The sequence below is a fragment of the Streptomyces mashuensis genome, from assembly GCF_014654785.1.
GTDB lineage: Bacteria > Actinomycetota > Actinomycetes > Streptomycetales > Streptomycetaceae > Streptomyces > Streptomyces mashuensis.
Genome location: NZ_BNBD01000006.1, coordinates 281,276 through 299,346 on the forward strand (window position 1 = coordinate 281,276; position 18,071 = coordinate 299,346).

Consider the following 18,071-nt stretch of genomic DNA (forward strand, 5'->3'; position numbering starts at 1 on the left):
CCCGCCGGGCACGGCGGGTGTTGGGTCAAAGAATAGGGGACGTACGGACCGGGGGCGGGGGCGCCCCGCCCCCGGTCCGTGAGCACGGGGCTCAGGAGACGCCCAGCTCCTTGGCGTTCTTCTTCAGGTCCTCGAGACCGCCGCACATGAAGAAGGCCTGCTCGGGGAAGTGGTCGAACTCACCGTCGCAGATCGCGTTGAACGCGGCGATGGACTCGTCCAGCGGCACGTCCGAGCCGTCGACGCCGGTGAACTGCTTCGCCGCGTGGGTGTTCTGCGACAGGAAGCGCTCGACACGACGGGCGCGGTGCACGACGAGCTTGTCCTCCTCGCCGAGCTCGTCGATGCCGAGGATGGCGATGATGTCCTGGAGGTCCTTGTACTTCTGCAGGATCCCCTTGACGCGGGAGGCGCACTCGTAGTGCTCCTGCGTGATGTAGCGCGGGTCCAGGATGCGGGACGTCGAGTCCAGCGGGTCCACCGCCGGGTAGATGCCCTTCTCCGAGATCGGACGCGAGAGAACGGTGGTCGCGTCCAGGTGGGCGAAGGTCGTCGCCGGGGCCGGGTCGGTCAGGTCGTCCGCGGGGACGTAGATCGCCTGCATCGAGGTGATCGAGTGACCACGGGTCGAGGTGATGCGCTCCTGGAGGAGGCCCATCTCGTCGGCCAGGTTCGGCTGGTAACCCACCGCGGAGGGCATGCGGCCCAGCAGGGTGGAGACCTCGGAACCGGCCTGGGTGAAGCGGAAGATGTTGTCGATGAAGAACAGCACGTCCTGCTTCTGCACATCGCGGAAGTACTCCGCCATGGTCAGACCGGCCAGGGCCACGCGCAGACGGGTGCCCGGGGGCTCGTCCATCTGGCCGAAGACCAGGGCGGTCTTGTCCAGAACGCCCGAGTCGGCCATCTCGTGGATGAGGTCGTTGCCCTCACGGGTGCGCTCGCCGACGCCGGCGAACACGGAAACACCATCGTGCAGCTTGGCCACACGCATGATCATTTCCTGGATCAGAACGGTCTTGCCGACACCGGCACCACCGAACAGACCGATCTTGCCGCCCTTGACGTACGGGGTCAGCAGGTCGACGACCTTCAGACCGGTCTCGAACATCTCGGTCTTCGACTCGAGCTGGTCGAACGCCGGGGCCTTGCGGTGGATGGACCAGCGCTCGGTGACCTCGGCCTCGGCCTCGGGCTCGTTCAGGATCTTGCCGAGGGTGTTGAACACCCGGCCCTTGGTGACGTCGCCGACGGGCACGGTGATGCCGTCGCCGGTGTCGGTCACCGGGGCCTGACGGACCAGGCCGTCGGTGGGCTCCATGGAGATGGCGCGCACCAGGCCCTCGCCCAGGTGCTGCGCGACCTCGAGCGTCAGGGTCTTCTTCTTCCCGGCCTCGGCCGGGTCGGCGACCTCGACGGTCAGGGCGTTGTAGATCTCCGGCATCGCGTCGACGGGGAACTCCACGTCGACGACCGGGCCGATGACCCGGGCGACGCGGCCCGTCGCGGCGGCCGTCTCAACAGTGGTGGTCATTTATCGGTCACTCCCCGCGGTCGCGTCGGCCAGGGCGCTGGCGCCACCGACGATCTCGCTGATTTCCTGGGTGATGTCGGCCTGTCGGGCCGCGTTGGCAAGCCGCGTGAGCGACTTGATGAGCTCCTCGGCGTTGTCGGTCGCCGACTTCATCGCCCGGCGGCGGGCCGCGTGCTCGGAGGCGGCGGCCTGCAGCAGGGCGTTGTAGATCCGCGACTCGACGTACCGCGGCAGCAGTGCGTCGAGCACCGCCTCGTCGGACGGCTCGAAGTCGTACAGCGGCAGGATCTTGTCCTTGACCGCCTCCGTCTCCTCCGCCGTGACCTCGAGGCTCAGCGGCAGCAGCCGCTTGTCGACCGGCGTCTGCGTCATCATCGACACGAACTCCGTGAAGACGATGTGCAGCTCGTCCACGCCGCCCTCGGCCGTGTCCAGCTGGACCGCCTCGATCAGCGGGCCGGCCACGCGCTTGGCGTCGGCGTAGGTCGGGCTGTCGGTGAAGCCCGTCCACGAGCCGGCGACCGGGCGCTCGCGGAAGCCGTAGTACGCGACGCCCTTGCGGCCGACGATGTACGTGACGACGTCCTTGCCCTGCGCCTTGAGGCGCTGGGTGAGCTGCTCGGCGGCCTTGATCGCGTTGGACGAGTAGCCGCCGGCCAGACCGCGGTCGCTCGTGACGAGCAGGACCGCGGCCCGGACCGGGTTGTCGACCTCGGTGGTCAGGGCGTGCTTGGTGTTGGAGCCGGTGGCAACCGCGGTCACTGCCCGGGTGAGCTCACTGGCGTACGGAGTGGACGCGGCCACCTGGCGCTGTGCCTTGACGATGCGCGAGGCGGCGATCATCTCCATCGCCTTGGTGATCTTCTTGGTCGCGGAGACGGACTTGATCCGCCTCTTGTAGACCCGGAGCTGGGCACCCATATGCTCAGCCCTCGCCCAGCAGCTTGCCGTCCGAGGTCTCGAACTGCTGCTTGAACGCGGCGATCGCGTCGCCCACGGCCTGCAGCGTGTCGTCGGACATCTTGCCGCCCTCGCGGATGGAGGTCATCAGACCCTTGTGCTCGCGGTGCAGGAAGTCGAGCAGCTCGCGCTCGAAGCGGCGGATGTCCTCGACCGGGACGTCGTCCATCTTGCCCGTGGTGCCGGCCCAGATCGAGACGACCTGGTCCTCGGTGGCGTACGGCGCGTACTGGGCCTGCTTCAGCAGCTCGACCATGCGCTTACCGCGCTCCAGGGCGGCCTTCGACGCGGCGTCCAGGTCGGAACCGAAGGCGGCGAACGCCTCCAGCTCGCGGTACTGGGCGAGGTCCACGCGGAGCCGGCCGGAGACCTGCTTCATGGCCTTGTGCTGGGCGGAGCCACCGACACGGGAGACCGAGATACCGACGTTCAGGGCCGGGCGCTGACCGGCGTTGAACAGGTCGGACTCCAGGAAGCACTGGCCGTCGGTGATGGAGATGACGTTGGTCGGGATGAACGCCGAGACGTCGTTGGCCTTGGTCTCGACGATCGGCAGACCCGTCATCGAACCGGCGCCCATGTCGTCGGAGAGCTTGGCGCAGCGCTCCAGCAGACGCGAGTGCAGGTAGAAGACGTCACCCGGGTAGGCCTCACGGCCCGGCGGGCGGCGCAGCAGCAGGGAGACGGCGCGGTAGGCGTCGGCCTGCTTGGAGAGGTCGTCGAAGACGATCAGCACGTGCTTGCCCTGGTACATCCAGTGCTGGCCGATGGCCGAGCCGGTGTAGGGGGCGAGGTACTTGAAGCCGGCCGGGTCGGACGCGGGAGCGGCGACGATGGTCGTGTACTCCAGGGCGCCGGCCTCCTCCAGCGCGCCGCGCACGGACGCGATGGTGGAGCCCTTCTGGCCGATGGCGACGTAGATGCAGCGGACCTGCTTCTTCGGGTCGCCGGAGCGCCAGTTGTCGCGCTGGTTGATGATCGTGTCGATCGCGAGCGCGGTCTTGCCGGTCTGGCGGTCACCGATGATCAGCTGACGCTGGCCACGGCCGACCGGGGTCATGGCGTCGACGGCCTTGTAGCCGGTCTCCATCGGCTCGTGGACCGACTTGCGGACCATGACGCCGGGGGCCTGCAGTTCGAGGGCGCGGCGGCCCTCGGTCGCGATCTCGCCGAGGCCGTCGATCGGGTTGCCCAGCGGGTCGACGACGCGGCCGAGGTAGCCCTCGCCCACCGCGACGGAGAGCACCTCACCGGTGCGGTGCACCGGCTGGCCCTCCTCGATGCCGCTGAACTCGCCGAGGATGACCGCACCGATCTCGCGCTCCTCGAGGTTGAGGGCGAGACCGAGGGTGCCGTCCTCGAACCGCAGCAGCTCGTTCGCCATGGCCGAGGGAAGACCCTCGACCTTCGCGATGCCGTCGCCGGCAACGCTGACCGTACCGACCTCCTCGCGCGAGGCCGCGTCCGGCTTGTACGCCTGGACAAAGTTCTCCAGCGCGTCCCGGATCTCCTCCGGCCGGATCGTGAGCTCCGCCATCTGGGTTCCCTGCTCTCCTTGTTGGGCCCTAAGTAATTCTGGGGGGTCTGGGGACTGTCCCCCAGAGGACACCGTCGGCCCAACCCGGGCCGTCAGTACATGCTCTTGAGTTGGTGGCTGGTCAGCCGGCCATCCGACGGCCCGCCTCGGCGAGCCGCTCGGCGATGGTGCCGTCGATGACCTCGTCGCCGATCCGCACCTGGACGCCGCCGACCACCTCGGGGTCCACGTCCAGGTTCAGGTGGACGCGTCGCCCGTACAGCCCGGCCAGGGCGTTCCCCAGGCGCTGCTTCTGCTGGTCGCTCAGCGGCACCGCGGTGGTGACCTCCGCGACCATGCGGTCCCGGCGGTCCGCGGCCAGCTTGGAGAGGGCATTCAGCCCACCTTCCAGGCTACGGCCACGCGGCGCGGTCACCAGGCGGAGCACGAGGCGCTCCGTGACCGGCTTCGCCCGGCCGCCCAGCAGCTCCCGCACGAGAGCCGCCTTGGCCTCACGGCCGGCGACACGGTCGGCCAGCGCCGCCCGCAGCTCCGAGTTGGACGTGACGATCCGCCCGAAGCGGAACACCTCGTCCTCCACGTCGTCGAGGTCGCCCGACCGCTCGGCGGCGATCAGGTCGGCGCTCGCGGCCAGCTCCTCCAGCGCGTCGACCAGGTCGCGCGAGGAGGACCAGCGGGACCGGACCATGCCCGTGACCAGGTCGGCGCACGCGTCGCCCACCTGGCCGCGCAGCAGCCGGCCGGCCAGCTCGGCCTTGGCGGCGCCCGGCTGCGCCGGGTCGGTCAGGACCCGGCGCAGGGAGACCTCACGGTCCAGCAGCGCCGTGACCGCGGCCAGCTCCTCGGCCAGCTTCGCGGCGTCGACCGAGGTGTTGTCCGCCAGCGCGTCCAGACCGTCCCGGGCGGAGGCCAGGGCCTCCCGGCTCGCTCCGTTCATCGGGTCGCCTCTGCCTTCGTCACGGCCGCCGGCTGCTCCTCGAGCGCGTCGAGGAAGCGGTCGACGGTACGGCTCTGCCGGGCCTGGTCCTGCAGGGACTCGCCCACGATCCGGCTCGCCAGGTCGATGGCCAGCCGGCCCACGTCCTGACGCAGCGCGGCCGCGGCGGCCTTGCGGTCGGCCTCGACCTGGGCGTGGCCCGCGGCGACGATCTCGTCGCGCTGCCGCTGGCCCTCGGCCCGCATCTCGGCGATCATCGTGACGCCCTGCTCCTGCGCCTCCTGGCGCAGGCGCGCGGCCTCGTGCCGGGCGTCGGCGAGCTGGGCACGGTAGTCCTCGAGTACCTGCTGCGCCTCGTCCTTCGCGGCCTTGGCCTGCTCCATGCCGCCTTCGATGGCCGCCCGGCGCTCCTCCAGAACCTTGTTGATGTTCGGGAGGAGCTTCTTGCCGAGGAACAGGAAGACGATGAGGAAGGCGACGATGCCGATGACGAGCTCTGGCATCGGCGGGAGGAGAGGGTTCTCCATCTCCTCGGACGCCAAGTGCGTCAGGGCGTACACATCAGTGCCTTTCGTCGGAAACAGTCGCGGGTCGGTTTACTGGTAAACGAAGCCCATGACGATGCCGATCAGGGCGAGCGCCTCACAGAAGGCGAAGCCCATGATCTGGTTGGTGCGGATGAGGCCGGCGGCCTCGGGCTGGCGGGCCAGGGCCTGGGTGCCGTTGCCGAAGATGATGCCGACGCCGACGCCGGGGCCGATGGCAGCGAGGCCGTAGCCGATCGCGCTGGCGCTGCCGGTGAAGGCGTCCTTGGAGGCGAGGTTGACCATTTCGAGAGCAGCGGACATGCCGTTACTTCCTTCTCTTTCACGGACCGGTGGGGGTTGGCCACCGGACGTCTGTCAGTACGGGGAGGAGCGGGTGCTCAGTGGTGCTCGGCGAGCGCGCCCTGGACGTAGTTGCAGGCCAGCAGGACGAAGACGTACGCCTGGACGGCCTGGATGAAGAGCTCGAAGGCGGTCATCACGATCGTCATCACGAAGGACGCGCTCGCGTAGGCGATGCCGATCCCGTTCAGCAGGTACCAGCTGGCGATCGTGAACATCACGATGAGCATGTGACCGGCGAACATGTTGGCGAAGAGCCGGACCGCGTGGGTGAAGGGCCGGATGATCAGGTTCGAGAAGAACTCGAGCACCACGATCAGGGGAAGGATCCAGCCGAGCGTCTTGTCGTAGCCGGTGATGTTCTTCCAGGCGCCGACGAAGCCGTGCTTCTTGAAGGTCAGGCCGACCCAGAGGATGTAGACCATCAGCGCCAGGCCCGCGGGGTAGGCGATGATCGAGGTCACCGGGAAGGACGCCACCGGGATGATCGACCAGAGGTTCATCATCCAGACGAAGAAGAACAGGGAGACCATGAGGGGGACGTACTTCTCGCCCTCCTTCTTCCCCAGGGCGTCGTAGACGAGGCCCCGCCGGACGAAGTCGTAACCGGCCTCACCGATCATCTGGAGCTTGCCCGGGACCACCTTGGCCCTGCCGAAAGCCGCCCAGAAGAACCCCACGACGACGAGCGAGCCGAGGATCGCCAGCAGCATCGGCTTGTTGAATTCGAAGCCGCCGACGGTGAAGAGCGGCTCGAAGACGAATGAGTGGAGCCCCGGAGCCGGGAAGCCGCACCCTTGGAAGATGTGGCAATCGGTCTCGAAGGCGAGCATCTGGTCAGCACTCACCGCGAGCTCCTTCAGCGTGGCGCATAGGTACGGCAACCTCGTTGTGTCGGCGCGGCGCGCAGCCACGGAACGGCACTGGACTGGTCTTACGGACAGGGGTGCGGCAGGTCGGCCGGTGACGGCCGTCAGGCGTTGCAGGCGTCAGCCGCACGGGCCGCCGGCTGTCACCCGGGAAGTTCGGGGATGCGGCCGCCTGCGTCCGCTGCACCTCAGATGGCACCGGACGATAGCAGGTGAGCACGCGCGTCTTTATCCCGGGCCTACCACTCATGACACGGAACCGGCGGGGGCGGACGTGCCGCCGCCCGACGCGTCGCCCGACCCGGGGTCCACGTACAGAATCTTGGCCTTCAGGTAGGAACGCGTCTGGGCCCCGATCCACACGAGGGTCGCGGCGAGCAACGAGAAGGCGAAGGCCTTGGTGTTGAAGAGCGTGGTGTTCTTGAAGGCCATCAGGAAGACACCGACCAGCAGGACCTGGACGACGTAGAGCAGCAGCCCCATCATCTGGAACAGGTCGGGCAGGTGCTTGGCGGTCCGCTGGAGGACCACCAGGCCCATGGCCATGACTCCGGCCGCCAGGGCGACCCCCACGGCAGCCCCGACGGAGCCCTTCCCGCCGGCCAGAGCGTAGGCAAGGGCGACGGCGAGCACGCCGGTGACGGCGGTCGGCACGGCGCACTGCAGGAGCGTTCGGGCGTCGTTGGACTGCATGAAGGGTTCTCCGGCGAAAGTCGGAAGCAACGATTCGTCGTGACGAGCGTATCCCCGGGAATGAGGCACGGCTCGCAGCGAAGTGCCGCCCTGTCGCGACCCTTCGGCTCTAACTCCCGGTTTCGTGAACGGTATCACAAACTATTTGATGAGGTCTTTACCTACTTCGTGTGCCGCATGTCACACTCAGGGGTCAATGCGCAGGTCATCGGGGTGACGAGGGGCCTTTCCCTCTGCTATGCGGCGCCCCGGGACACGCCCCGTTCATGACACACGCCACACTCCCTGCCCACGAACGCCTACGGAATGCTTACGGCTCGTCAGACCCCGGGTCAGCCCCCGGTCAGTCGCGGGGCAGGCTGCGGCGGGCGTGCGCGAACCGCGACCGGTCGCCGATCGCCGTCGCGCCGTGCAGCCCGGCCGGCACCGGACGGCGGCGCTCCGCGGCGGCCTCCCCGTCCGCGCTCCCGTCCGCACTCCCGTCCGCGTCGGCGTCCACCGCCGGCCCGGCACCGGCGGCCTGCGCGGCGGCGGGCACCGCCCGGCGGCGGTAGCGCGGCGGCACGAACCGCTCGGCCCAGCGCGGGGCGCGCGGCGTGAACCGCGGCATCAGCAGCAGCACCAGGCCCACCGCGCTGAGGAAGACCACGACCAGCAGGATCCACATGCTCGCCGAGTTCACCGAGTAGGCCACGGTGCCGAAGGCGATGAGCGCCGACCAGAAGTACATGATCAGCACGGCCCGGCTGTGCGAGTGGCCGATCTCCAGCAGCCGGTGGTGCAGGTGACCGCGGTCCGCGGCGAACGGCGACTGCCCCTTCCAGGTGCGCCGCACGATGGCCAGCAGCAGGTCCGCGACGGGCACCGCGATCACCGTCAGCGGCAGCAGCAGCGGGATGTAGACGGGCACGGTGGTGGTCACCGCGGCCCGCTCCGACCCCGCCCACAGCGCCAGCGCGTCCGGGTCGACCTGGCCGGTGATGGAGATGGCGCCGGCCGCCAGCACCAGGCCGATGAGCATCGACCCGGAGTCGCCCATGAAGATCCGCGCGGGGTGCATGTTGTGCGGCAGGAAGCCCAGGCACATGCCCATCAGCACGGCGGCGAACAGCGTCGCGGGCGCGGCGGCCTCCAGGCCGTGGCCGAACCACAGCCGGTACGCGTAGAGGAAGAACGCGGCCGCGGCGATGCACACCATGCCGGCCGCCAGGCCGTCCAGGCCGTCGACGAAGTTCACGGCGTTGATGGTGATGACGATGAGCGCGACGGTCAGCAGGGTGCCCTGCATCGGCGTGAGCGACACCGTGCCCACGCCGGGCACCGGGATGAACAGGATGGTCAGGCCCTGGAGCACCATCACACCGGCGGCGATCATCTGGCCGCCCAGCTTCACCAGGGCGTCCACGCCCCACTTGTCGTCCAGCACGCCCAGCAGCCAGATCAGGCCCGCGCCGGACAGCAGCGCTCTGGGCTCGTTGGACAGCTCGAAGACGCGCCGCAGGTTCGACAGGTGCGCGGCCACCAGCAGCCCCGCGCACAGCCCGCCGAACATCGCGATCCCGCCGAGGCGCGGCGTCGGCTCCCGGTGCACGTCGCGCGCCCGGATCTCCGGCATGGCGCCGGCGGCGATCGCGAACTTCCGCACCGGTCCCGTCAGCAGGTAGGTGACCGCCGCGGTGACGCACAACGTCAGCAGGTATTCACGCACGGGCTGCCCCAGGGGTCGCGCTGGACATCACAGCCCCACACCATATTCGCGTCCGCCCCCGTTCCGTGAACGCGGGAGAAGACGCCCCGGGGGCCGTGGCGGTTGCAAATGATCACATGTGGGAGCGATACGGGGGGAACCTTCCGGCCAGTCCGGCCACCTGGGCCCGGACTTCGGCGACCTCCGGGCCGCCCGGCGAGCCCGCCCGGACGGCCGCCGCCATCACCCCCGCGACCTGGGCCATCTCGGCCGTGCCCAGGCCCTGCGTGGTGATCGCCGCGGTGCCCAGCCGCAGGCCGCGGGCGGCGCCCGGGCCCAGGCCACAGGTGTCGAGGACGATGGCCGCCGCGGCCAGCCGGCGGCGCGCGGTGGCCGCGTCGACGCCCAGCGGCGTCACGTCGGCGGCCACGAGGTGGGTGTCGGTGCCGCCGGTGGCGATGCCGAAGCCCTCCTCGGCGAGGGCCGCGGCCAGCGCCCGCGCGTTGGCCACCACCTGATGGGCGTACGCGGCGAACGCCGGGGTTGCCGCCTCCCCGAACGCGACGGCCTTGGCGGCCACCTCCTGCATCTGGGCGCCGCCCTGGGCGTGCGGGAAGACCGCGCGGTCCACGGCACCCGCCCGGTCCGTGCCGCACAGCAGGAGCCCGCCCCGGGGCCCGCGCAGCACCTTGTGGGTGGTGGCGCAGACCACGTCGGCGTACGGCACCGGGCTGGGCGCCGCTCCCCCGGCGACCAGGCCGATGGGGTGGGCGGCGTCGACGATCAGCACGGCCCCGGTCTCGTCGGCGATCTCGCGGAAGGCCGCGTAGTCGGGGTGGCGCGGGTAGGACGTGGAGCCGCACACGAGGGCGCGGGGGCGGTGCCGGCGGGCGAGGTCGCGGACGCGGTCGTAGTCGATCAGGCCCGTCTCCGGGCAGAGCCCGTAGCCGACGAAGCGGTAGCGGGAACCGGCCAGGGTGGCCGGCGAGCCGTGCACCAGGTGGCCGCCGTGGTGCAGGTCGAGGGCGAGCACGGTGTCGCCGGGCGCCAGGACGGCCGCGTACGCCGCGAGCACGGCGGCGGTGCCCGAGTGCGGCTGCACGTTGGCGTGGTCGGCGCCGAACAGGGCCGTGGCGCGGCCCGTGGCGAGGCGTTCGGCCATGTCGACGATCTCGCAGCCGCCGTGGTGGCGGGCGCCGGGGTAGCCCTCGGCGTACTTGTTGGTGAGCGGCGAGCCGAGCGCGGCGAGGACGGCGGGCGAGGCGAAGTTCTCCGCGGCGGTCAGCTGGAGCCCGGTGGTCTGCCGCTCGGCCTCGGCGAGCAGCAGCCCGGCGACGTCGGGGTCGGCGCGCAGCAGGTCCGCGAAGCCGTCGCCCCAGGCGGGGTGCGGTGGAGGCGCCGCGGAGGGCACGGGGGTCGCCGGTGCGGCCTCGGGGAGGGCCGCCGTACGGATGCCGCCGGCCGGTGCGGGGGTTGCGGACATGGCCGCCTCCGGGCGTGAGGAGCGGGCGGTGTCCGGGTGCGGGGGCACCCGGCGGGATCGCGGGGGCTCACCCCCAATGTAGGCCCGCCGGGGTGCGGCCGCAGGGCCGTGCGGCCCCGGAACCTCAGTGCCGGGCGGGGACGCCGGTGAGGGCGGTGACGACGGGGTCCAGGGCCTGGTTGATCTCGTCGCCGATGGACCGGAAGAAGGTGATCGGGGCGCCGTACGGGTCGTGCACCTCGTCGGCCTCCGCGCTGGGCGCCAGCAGCCAGCCGCGCAGCGCGGCGGCGGCCTGCACCAGGGCACGGGCCCGCTCGACGACACCGCCGGCCCGCTCGGGGTCGGGCAGCGTGGCGGGGTCTATGGCCCGTACGAGGCGGGTGAACTCCTTCAGCGTGAACGTGCGCAGCCCCGCCGAGTGGCCCATGGAGATGACCTGGGCGCGGTGGTCGCGGGTGGCGGTGAGCACCAGGTCGGCGCGGATGACGTGCTCGTCGAGCAGCTCCCGGCCAATGAAGCCGTGCGGGTCGGCACCGAAGTCGGCGAGGACCGTGGCGGCGTGCGCCTCCATGGGCGCGCCCTCGTGGCCCCAGGTGCCGGCGCTCTCCACCACCACGCCGCCCGCCCGGGGGTCGCCCAGGCGGTGCGTGAGGGCGTGCAGGGTCAGCCGCTCGGTGATGGGCGAGCGGCAGACGTTGCCGGTGCTGACGTGGAGGATGCGGAAGGTGTCGGTGGAGGTGTCCGGTCCCGCTATGCCACGCCCCTGTGGGGCGATCAATTGGCCACCTCGAGTTCGGGTACCACCTCGCGCAGCTGCTCGGCGCTCAGCGCGCCGGCGCGCAGCAGGACGGGCACCTCGCCGGTGACGTCCACGATGGAGGACGGCACGTCGGCGGGGGTGGCGCCGCCGTCGAGGTAGACGGAGACGGAGTCGCCGAGCATCTCCTGGGCGGCGTCGCAGGTCTGCGGCGCGGGGTGGCCGGTGAGGTTGGCGCTGGAGACCGCCATGGGGCCGAACTCGGTGAGCAGCTCGATGGCCACGGGGTGCAGCGGCATGCGGACCGCGACGGTGCCGCGGGTCTCGCCGAGGTCCCAGGTGAGGGACGGCTGGTGCTTGGCGACCAGGGTGAGGGCGCCGGGCCAGAAGGCGTCGACGAGCTCCCACGCCTGCTCGGAGAAGTCGGTGACCAGGCCGTGCAGCGTGTTCGGGGAGCCGACGAGGACGGGCGAGGGCATGCCGCGGCCGCGGCCCTTGGCCTTGAGGAGGTCGGCCACGGCGTCGCGGCTGAAGGCGTCCGCGCCGACGCCGTACACGGTGTCGGTGGGCAGGACGACCAGCTCACCGCGGCGGACCGCGGCGGCTGCCTCGCGCAGACCGGTCCTGCGGTCCTGCGCGTCGCTGCAGTCGTATCGCCGTGCCATTTAGGAGACCTCCTCGGGCCGGGTGTCGGTCGAAAGTCGTGCGACGCTCACGGGAGCGCCTTGCGGGCCGTGGCGAAGCGGGGCCGGTTGTTGAGGTCGGGGTGGTCGGCCGCGTCCGCCCAGCCCTTCTCCTCGGCGAAGATCCACGGGACCTGGCCGCCCTGGGTGTCGGCGTGCTCGATGACGACGACGCCGCCGGGCCGCAGCAGGCGGTGGGCGGTGCGCTCCAGGCCCCGGATGGTGTCCAGGCCGTCCTCGCCGGAGAACAGCGCGAGCTCGGGGTCGTGGTCGCGGGCCTCGGGGGCCACGTACTCCCACTCGGTGAGCGGGATGTACGGCGGGTTGGAGATCACCAGGTCGACCTGGCCGTCCAGTTCGGGCAGGGCGGTCAGGGCGTTGCCGTGGTGCAGCTTGACCCGGGAGCCCTCGACGTTCTTCTGCGCCCAGGCCAGGGCGGACTCGTCGAGCTCGACGGCGTGCACCCGGGACCGGGGCACTTCCTGGGCGAGGGCCAGCGCGATGGCGCCGGAGCCGGTGCACAGGTCGACGATCAGCGGTTCGACGACGTCCATGGCCCGGACGGCGTCTATGGCCCAGCCCACGACCGACTCGGTCTCGGGGCGGGGCACGAACACGCCGGGGCCCACCTGGAGCTCCAGGTAGCGGAAGAAGGCGCGGCCGGTGATGTGCTGCAGCGGCTCGCGGGCCTCGCGGCGCGCCACCGCCTCCCAGTAGCGGGCGTCGAAGTCCGCGTCGGGGACGGTGTGCAGCTCACCCCGCTTGACGCCGTGCACAAAGGCGGCGAGCTCCTCCGCGTCGAAGCGCGGAGACGGCACGCCGGCGTCGGCCAGCCGCTGGGTGGCTTGCGCCACCTCTGCGAGCAGCAGATTCACGTTGGTCCTCTCGCGTCCTGGTCACACACCGGTCGGTCGGCCGGTCGGGGCCGTCGCCGGCCGGGGCATCGGCCGTCGGCCGGCCGTCAGCTCGTCGCGGCGAGCTTGGCGGCCGAGTCGGCGTCGACGCACGCCTGGATCACCGCGTCCAGATCGCCGTCGAGCACCTGGTCCAAGTTGTACGCCTTGAACCCCACGCGGTGGTCCGAAATGCGGTTTTCCGGGAAGTTGTAGGTGCGGATCTTCTCGGACCGGTCCACCGTGCGGACCTGGCTGCGGCGCGCGTCGGCGGCGTTGCGCTCGGCCTCCTCCTGGGCGGCGGCCAGCAGCCGGGAGCGCAGGATGCGCATGGCCTGCTCCTTGTTCTGGAGCTGGCTCTTCTCGTTCTGGCAGGAGGCCACCACGCCGGTGGGCAGGTGGGTGATGCGCACGGCGGAGTCGGTGGTGTTGACCGACTGGCCGCCGGGGCCCGACGAGCGGTAGACGTCGATCCGCAGGTCGTTGGGGTTGATCTCGACGTCGATCTCCTCGGCCTCGGGGGTGACGAGCACGCCCGCGGCGGAGGTGTGGATGCGGCCCTGCGACTCGGTGGCCGGCACGCGCTGGACGCGGTGCACGCCGCCCTCGTACTTCAGGCGGGCCCAGACGCCCTGGCCGGGCTCGGTGGCGCCGTTGCTGTCCCGATGAGGTTTCGCCTTCACCGCGACCTGGACGTCCTTGTAGCCGCCCAGCTCGGACTCGGTGGCGTCGATGATCTCGGTCTTCCAGCCGACGCGCTCCGCGTAGCGCAGGTACATGCGCAGCAGGTCGCCGGCGAAGAGCGCCGACTCGTCGCCGCCCGCGCCCGCCTTGATCTCGAGGATGACGTCCTTGTCGTCGCTGGGGTCGCGCGGGACCAGCAGCAGCCGGAGCTTCTCGGTGAGCCCCTCGCGCGTCTTCTCCAGCTCCTTGACCTCGGCGGCGAAGTCGGGATCGTCCGCGGCGAACTCGCGGGCGGTCTCGATGTCGTCCCCGGTCCGCCGCCAGGCGCGGTAGGTGCCGACGATCGGGGTCAGCTCGGCGTAGCGCTTGTTGAGCTTGCGGGCGTTCGCCTGGTCCGCGTGGACGGCGGGGTCGGCGAGCCGCTTCTCGAGGTCGGCGTGTTCACCGACCAGTTCCTCGACTGCCTCGAACATCAAGATTCCCTGGTGGACTGGTGGAGATGAAGGCGAAGGTACGGGCCTGGGTGCTGCGGCCTGCGGGCCGGCCCTCGGGGCCGGTCCTGCCGGACGACAAAGCGCCGGTCCGGGCACCCCTCGCACGAAGGGTGCCCGCGGACCGGCGCCTGGGGGTCGCTACTTCTTCGCCGACCCGGCGTTCTTGCCGAAGCGGGCCTCGAACCGCGCCACGCGGCCACCGGTGTCGAGGATCTTCTGCTTGCCGGTGTAGAAGGGGTGGCAAGCCGAGCAGACCTCGGCGCGGATGACGCCGCCGTCGATCGTGCTACGGGTGGTGAACGAGTTACCGCAGGTGCAGCTGACCTGGGTCTCGACGTACTCCGGGTGGATGTCGCGCTTCAAGGGTTCTCCTAGGTTCGGGAGGGCACCGGGTCGTAGAGGCGGGATTGCCTTACGTGAACCGGGGCCGACGTACCAGTCTGCCAGTACTGGCCGCATCCCCCAAAACGGGGGGCGGCCGGCCGGTATTCCCGGGCTATTTCACCACGTCGTCGGCCTGCGTCTTCGCGCCGTCGCCCTCCTTGAGGGCGACGTCCGGGACGGGCTTGTCGTCGCGCAGGGCGGCCCAGAGGGCCTCGGTGGCGGCCGGCAGCGGAATCACCCGGTCCTGGTCGCGGGGGTCGGGGCCGACGGGCAGCGTCACCATGCGCATGTCGCCGGAGCCGATGCCCTTGAGGCTGTTGGCGAAGCCGTAGAGCTTGTCGACGGAGGCCAGGTCCTTGTCGGTGGTGAGCGCCTTGGTGGCGGTGTCGGCGATGCCGTAGAGCTTGGTGGGGCTGGTGAACAGGCCGACCGACTTCACCTGGTCCAGCAGCGCCTTGATGAACGCCTGCTGGAGCTTGATCCGGCCGAGGTCGCTGCCGTCGCCCACGCCGTGCCGGGTGCGGACCAGGCCGAGCGACTGCTCGCCGGTGAGGACGTGCTCGCCGGCGTCCAGCTTGAGGTGGCTCCACCGGTCGTTGATCGGCTTGGTGGTGGTGACCTTCACGCCGCCGAGCTTGTCGATCAGGTTCTGGAAGCCGGCGAAGTCGACCTCCAGGTAGTGGTCCATGCGGATGTTGGTCATCGCCTCGACGGTCTTGACCGCGCAGACGGCGCCGCCGATGGAGTACGCCTCGTTGAACTGCTCGCGCTTCACCGCGGGCACCGTCCTGCCGGACGGGGTGGTGCAGGCGGGGCGGGAGACGATGGTGTCGCGGGGGATGGAGACCACGCTGGCCTCCTTGTGACCCGCGTAGACGTGGACGATCATCGCCGTGTCGGAGCGGGAGCTGCCCTCGTCGCGGCCGTACTTGCCATTGGCGCCGGCCCGGGAGTCGGAGCCGAGCAGCAGGATGTCCATCGAGCCGTTGTCGACGTTGTCCGGGCGGTTCTTGCCCAGGGCCGCGTTGATGTCGACGCTGTGCAGGTTGCCGTTGAACTTCAGGTAGAGGTAGCCGCAGCCCGCGCCGCCGAACAGCACCAGACCAGCCGCGCTCCACGCGGCTATCCGGCGCCCCTTGCGGCGGACCGGAGGCTTCCGGCGGCGGCCGCGCCCGCCACGGCGGTGGGCACCGGCCCGCCTGCCCTTGCTCTCCTCGGCCATGTCTCCCTCAGTCCCTTGCAGTCCTTCGCTGCTCGCCCCGTGCTGGTTGACGGGGAAGTCTGCGCCAGGGTTGCACAGCGGTATCTGAGGAATGTCTGAGAAAAGATACGTCGGACGTTGTACGCAAAATGCTGCCGTTGCAGCCCTCACCTGCGGTTTCGGCCATGGGAGGGGTGACGATCCGGCCGGTGGACGGCCGGGGTCGCTGTGGTGCAAATCTCAAAATGTCACGGAAAGATCACGACGGCGGGACGGCGGGGCGACGGGCCCGGAAACGGGAGGAGCCTCCCCGTCACCGGGAAGGTGACGGGGAGGCTCCGTGCTCGTTGCTCGCGACGATGCGATCAGTCGTTGCCGTTGCCCGGCGAGGGCGTGGTCTTCGCGATCTGCATCAGGAACTCGGCGTTCGACTTCGTCTGCTTCATCTTGTCGAGAAGCAGCTCGATCGCCTGCTGCGAGTCGAGGGCGTGCAGCACGCGGCGCAGCTTCCAGACGATCGACAGCTCCTCGCCGCCGAGCAGGATCTCCTCCTTGCGGGTGCTGGAGGCGTCCACGTCCACGGCCGGGAAGATGCGCTTGTCCGAGAGCTTCCGGTCGAGCTTGAGCTCCATGTTGCCGGTGCCCTTGAACTCCTCGAAGATCACCTCGTCCATGCGCGAGCCGGTCTCGACCAGCGCGGTGGCCAGGATGGTCAGCGAGCCGCCGTCCTCGATGTTGCGCGCGGCACCGAAGAACTTCTTCGGCGGGTAGAGCGCGGTCGAGTCGACACCACCGGACAGGATGCGGCCCGAGGCCGGGGCGGCCAGGTTGTAGGCGCGGCCCAGACGGGTGATCGAGTCCAGCAGGACGACCACGTCGTGACCCAGCTCGACGAGGCGCTTGGCGCGCTCGATGGCCAGCTCGGCGACGGTGGTGTGGTCCTCGGCCGGGCGGTCGAAGGTCGAGGAGATGACCTCGCCCTTGACCGACCGCTGCATGTCGGTGACCTCTTCCGGACGCTCGTCGACCAGGACGACCATCAGGTGGCACTCGGGGTTGTTGGTGGTGATCGCATTGGCGATCGCCTGCATGATCATGGTCTTGCCGGTCTTCGGCGGGGCCACGATCAGACCACGCTGGCCCTTGCCGATGGGCGCGACCAGGTCGATGATCCGGGTCGTCAGCACGCCCGGGTCCGTCTCCAGCCGCATCCGGTCCTGCGGGTAGAGCGGGGTGAGCTTGCCGAACTCCGGCCGCCCGCGGCCCGATTCGGGCGCCATGCCGTTGACCGAGTCGAGGCGGACGAGCGCGTTGAACTTCTCGCGGCGCTCGCCGTCCTTGGGCTGCCGCACCGCACCGGTGACGTGGTCGCCCTTGCGCAGGCCGTTCTTGCGGACCTGGGCGAGGGAGACGTAGACGTCGTTCGGGCCCGGCAGGTAGCCGGAGGTACGGATGAAGGCGTAGTTGTCGAGGATGTCGAGGATGCCCGCGACCGGGATCAGGACGTCGTCCTCGGACACCTGCGGCTCGCCCGCGAAGTCCTCGCGGCCACGACGGCCACGGCGGTCGCGGTAGCGGCCACGACGGCCGCGCCGGCCGCCGCCGTCCTCGTCGAAGTCGTCCTGCGGACGCTCGGCGCGCTGCTGGCGGCCCGCGCCGCCCTGCTGCTGGCCGCCGCCGGCCTCGCCGTCGCGGTTGCCGCGGCGGTCGCGGTCCCGCTGGCGCTCGCGGCGCTCGCCCTTCTGGCCGCGGTCGCCGCGGTCCTGGCGGTCGCCCTTGGCGCCCTTGCCCTCGGCGGTGTCGGCCGCGGCCTCGGCCTTGGCCTCGGGCTGCGCCTCGGTGCGCACCTCGGCCTTGACCTCGGTACGGGCACCGGCCTCGGCGGCGTCGGGGCTGCCGGCCGGGGCGGTGGCGCGCCGGCGACGGCGCTCGCCGGCCGGGGCCTCCTCGCCCGCAGGCTGGCCCGGGATCTCGATCTGCTGCTGGGCAGCGGCGGCCTTCTCGGCCGTCTTCTCGGCGGCCTCACCCGTACGGGCGCGGGACGTGGCGCGGCGCTTGGGCTTGGTGCCCTCGGCCTCGCCGGCCGCGGGGGCCGCGTCAGCCTTGGCGGACGCGGAGCTTCCGGCCTGCTTCTCCTTGATGACCTCGATCAGCTGGCCCTTGCGCATGCGCGCGGTGCCCCTGATGCCGAGGCTGGAGGCGAGCTGCTGGAGCTCGGCCAGCACCATGGCGTCGAGGCCGGTGCCCGAACGGCGCCGCTTGGGGGCGGTGGCAGCACCGGAGGCAGGCGCGGCGGGAGCGTCCGTGGCGGGCGCGGAGGCGCCGGTGGCGTTCACGCCCATCAGATCGGTGGTGTCGCTCACGAAGGGGTCCTTCCCTGGAGCGGGC

17 protein-coding genes are annotated in these 18,071 nt (G+C 70.9%); all 17 read right to left on the reverse strand.

Annotated elements, in window-relative coordinates; all coding sequences use genetic code 11:
- Window positions 1–91 precede the first annotated feature (91 nt).
- Entirely contained in the window at window positions 92–1,534 is a 1,443-nt protein-coding gene (gene atpD / locus IE305_RS17695) for a F0F1 ATP synthase subunit beta (RefSeq protein ID WP_190130577.1), read from the reverse strand.
- Window positions 1,535–2,455, reverse strand: coding sequence for a F0F1 ATP synthase subunit gamma (locus tag IE305_RS17700; RefSeq protein ID WP_190130578.1), 921 nt, complete (start codon window positions 2,453–2,455; stop codon window positions 1,535–1,537). It abuts the gene before it with no gap.
- 4 nt (window positions 2,456–2,459) lie between these two features.
- Window positions 2,460–4,031: a F0F1 ATP synthase subunit alpha gene (gene atpA / locus IE305_RS17705; protein WP_190130579.1), complete on the reverse strand. Its 1,572-nt coding sequence runs from the start codon at window positions 4,029–4,031 to the stop codon at window positions 2,460–2,462.
- Window positions 4,032–4,152: 121 nt separating this feature from the next.
- Window positions 4,153–4,968, reverse strand: coding sequence for a F0F1 ATP synthase subunit delta (locus IE305_RS17710; RefSeq protein WP_190130580.1), 816 nt, complete (start codon window positions 4,966–4,968; stop codon window positions 4,153–4,155).
- A complete protein-coding gene (locus IE305_RS17715; RefSeq protein WP_190130581.1) occupies window positions 4,965–5,528 on the reverse strand; it encodes a F0F1 ATP synthase subunit B in 564 nt (187 codons plus the stop codon). The genes IE305_RS17710 and IE305_RS17715 overlap by 4 nt, the downstream gene beginning before the upstream one ends.
- A 36-nt stretch (window positions 5,529–5,564) precedes the next feature.
- Window positions 5,565–5,816, reverse strand: a complete 252-nt coding sequence (gene atpE / locus IE305_RS17720) for an ATP synthase F0 subunit C (RefSeq protein ID WP_190130582.1) — start codon at window positions 5,814–5,816, stop codon at window positions 5,565–5,567.
- 77 nt (window positions 5,817–5,893) lie between these two features.
- Window positions 5,894–6,688: a F0F1 ATP synthase subunit A gene (gene atpB / locus IE305_RS17725; RefSeq protein WP_190130707.1), complete on the reverse strand. Its 795-nt coding sequence runs from the start codon at window positions 6,686–6,688 to the stop codon at window positions 5,894–5,896.
- A gap of 282 nt (window positions 6,689–6,970) precedes the next feature.
- Window positions 6,971–7,417, reverse strand: coding sequence for a Cg1360 family ATP-synthase-associated protein (locus IE305_RS17730; RefSeq protein WP_190130583.1), 447 nt, complete (start codon window positions 7,415–7,417; stop codon window positions 6,971–6,973).
- A gap of 343 nt (window positions 7,418–7,760) precedes the next feature.
- Window positions 7,761–9,137, reverse strand: coding sequence for an MraY family glycosyltransferase (locus IE305_RS17735; RefSeq protein WP_190130708.1), 1,377 nt, complete (start codon window positions 9,135–9,137; stop codon window positions 7,761–7,763).
- Between the two features lie 100 nt (window positions 9,138–9,237).
- On the reverse strand, window positions 9,238–10,587 hold the full coding sequence (glyA, locus tag IE305_RS17740; protein ID WP_190130584.1) for a serine hydroxymethyltransferase: 1,350 nt from the start codon (window positions 10,585–10,587) through the stop codon (window positions 9,238–9,240).
- A gap of 124 nt (window positions 10,588–10,711) precedes the next feature.
- Complete coding sequence (locus tag IE305_RS17745; RefSeq protein ID WP_190130585.1) at window positions 10,712–11,365, reverse strand: arsenate reductase/protein-tyrosine-phosphatase family protein; 654 nt, start codon at window positions 11,363–11,365, stop codon at window positions 10,712–10,714.
- Window positions 11,362–12,009, reverse strand: a complete 648-nt coding sequence (locus IE305_RS17750) for an L-threonylcarbamoyladenylate synthase (RefSeq protein WP_190130586.1) — start codon at window positions 12,007–12,009, stop codon at window positions 11,362–11,364. The genes IE305_RS17745 and IE305_RS17750 overlap by 4 nt, the downstream gene beginning before the upstream one ends.
- A gap of 47 nt (window positions 12,010–12,056) precedes the next feature.
- Window positions 12,057–12,902: a peptide chain release factor N(5)-glutamine methyltransferase gene (gene prmC / locus IE305_RS17755; RefSeq protein WP_190130587.1), complete on the reverse strand. Its 846-nt coding sequence runs from the start codon at window positions 12,900–12,902 to the stop codon at window positions 12,057–12,059.
- A gap of 86 nt (window positions 12,903–12,988) precedes the next feature.
- On the reverse strand, window positions 12,989–14,077 hold the full coding sequence (gene prfA, locus IE305_RS17760; protein ID WP_190130588.1) for a peptide chain release factor 1: 1,089 nt from the start codon (window positions 14,075–14,077) through the stop codon (window positions 12,989–12,991).
- Between the two features lie 159 nt (window positions 14,078–14,236).
- The gene (gene rpmE, locus IE305_RS17765; RefSeq protein WP_190130589.1) at window positions 14,237–14,461 is read right to left on the reverse strand and encodes a 50S ribosomal protein L31; all 225 of its coding nucleotides are present in this window, start codon (window positions 14,459–14,461) and stop codon (window positions 14,237–14,239) included.
- Window positions 14,462–14,594: 133 nt separating this feature from the next.
- Window positions 14,595–15,704, reverse strand: coding sequence for an LCP family protein (locus IE305_RS17770; protein WP_190130590.1), 1,110 nt, complete (start codon window positions 15,702–15,704; stop codon window positions 14,595–14,597).
- A gap of 344 nt (window positions 15,705–16,048) precedes the next feature.
- A complete protein-coding gene (gene rho / locus IE305_RS17775; protein WP_190130591.1) occupies window positions 16,049–18,046 on the reverse strand; it encodes a transcription termination factor Rho in 1,998 nt (665 codons plus the stop codon).
- Between the last annotated feature and the right edge of the window lie 25 nt (window positions 18,047–18,071).

What these genes read in the sequence shown, in the direction of transcription:
- glyA (WP_190130584.1), bottom strand. Translation starts at nt 10,587, where the DNA reads ATGTCCGCAACCCCCGCACCGGCCGGCGGCATCCGTACGGCGGCCCTC.
- IE305_RS17770 (WP_190130590.1), bottom strand. Translation starts at nt 15,704, where the DNA reads ATGGCCGAGGAGAGCAAGGGCAGGCGGGCCGGTGCCCACCGCCGTGGC.
- IE305_RS17730 (WP_190130583.1), bottom strand. Translation starts at nt 7,417, where the DNA reads ATGCAGTCCAACGACGCCCGAACGCTCCTGCAGTGCGCCGTGCCGACC.
- prfA (WP_190130588.1), bottom strand. Translation starts at nt 14,077, where the DNA reads ATGTTCGAGGCAGTCGAGGAACTGGTCGGTGAACACGCCGACCTCGAG.
- atpA (WP_190130579.1), bottom strand. Translation starts at nt 4,031, where the DNA reads ATGGCGGAGCTCACGATCCGGCCGGAGGAGATCCGGGACGCGCTGGAG.
- atpE (WP_190130582.1), bottom strand. Translation starts at nt 5,816, where the DNA reads ATGTCCGCTGCTCTCGAAATGGTCAACCTCGCCTCCAAGGACGCCTTC.
- IE305_RS17700 (WP_190130578.1), bottom strand. Translation starts at nt 2,455, where the DNA reads ATGGGTGCCCAGCTCCGGGTCTACAAGAGGCGGATCAAGTCCGTCTCC.
- atpD (WP_190130577.1), bottom strand. Translation starts at nt 1,534, where the DNA reads ATGACCACCACTGTTGAGACGGCCGCCGCGACGGGCCGCGTCGCCCGG.
- IE305_RS17750 (WP_190130586.1), bottom strand. Translation starts at nt 12,009, where the DNA reads ATGGCACGGCGATACGACTGCAGCGACGCGCAGGACCGCAGGACCGGT.
- atpB (WP_190130707.1), bottom strand. Translation starts at nt 6,688, where the DNA reads ATGCTCGCCTTCGAGACCGATTGCCACATCTTCCAAGGGTGCGGCTTC.
- IE305_RS17710 (WP_190130580.1), bottom strand. Translation starts at nt 4,968, where the DNA reads ATGAACGGAGCGAGCCGGGAGGCCCTGGCCTCCGCCCGGGACGGTCTG.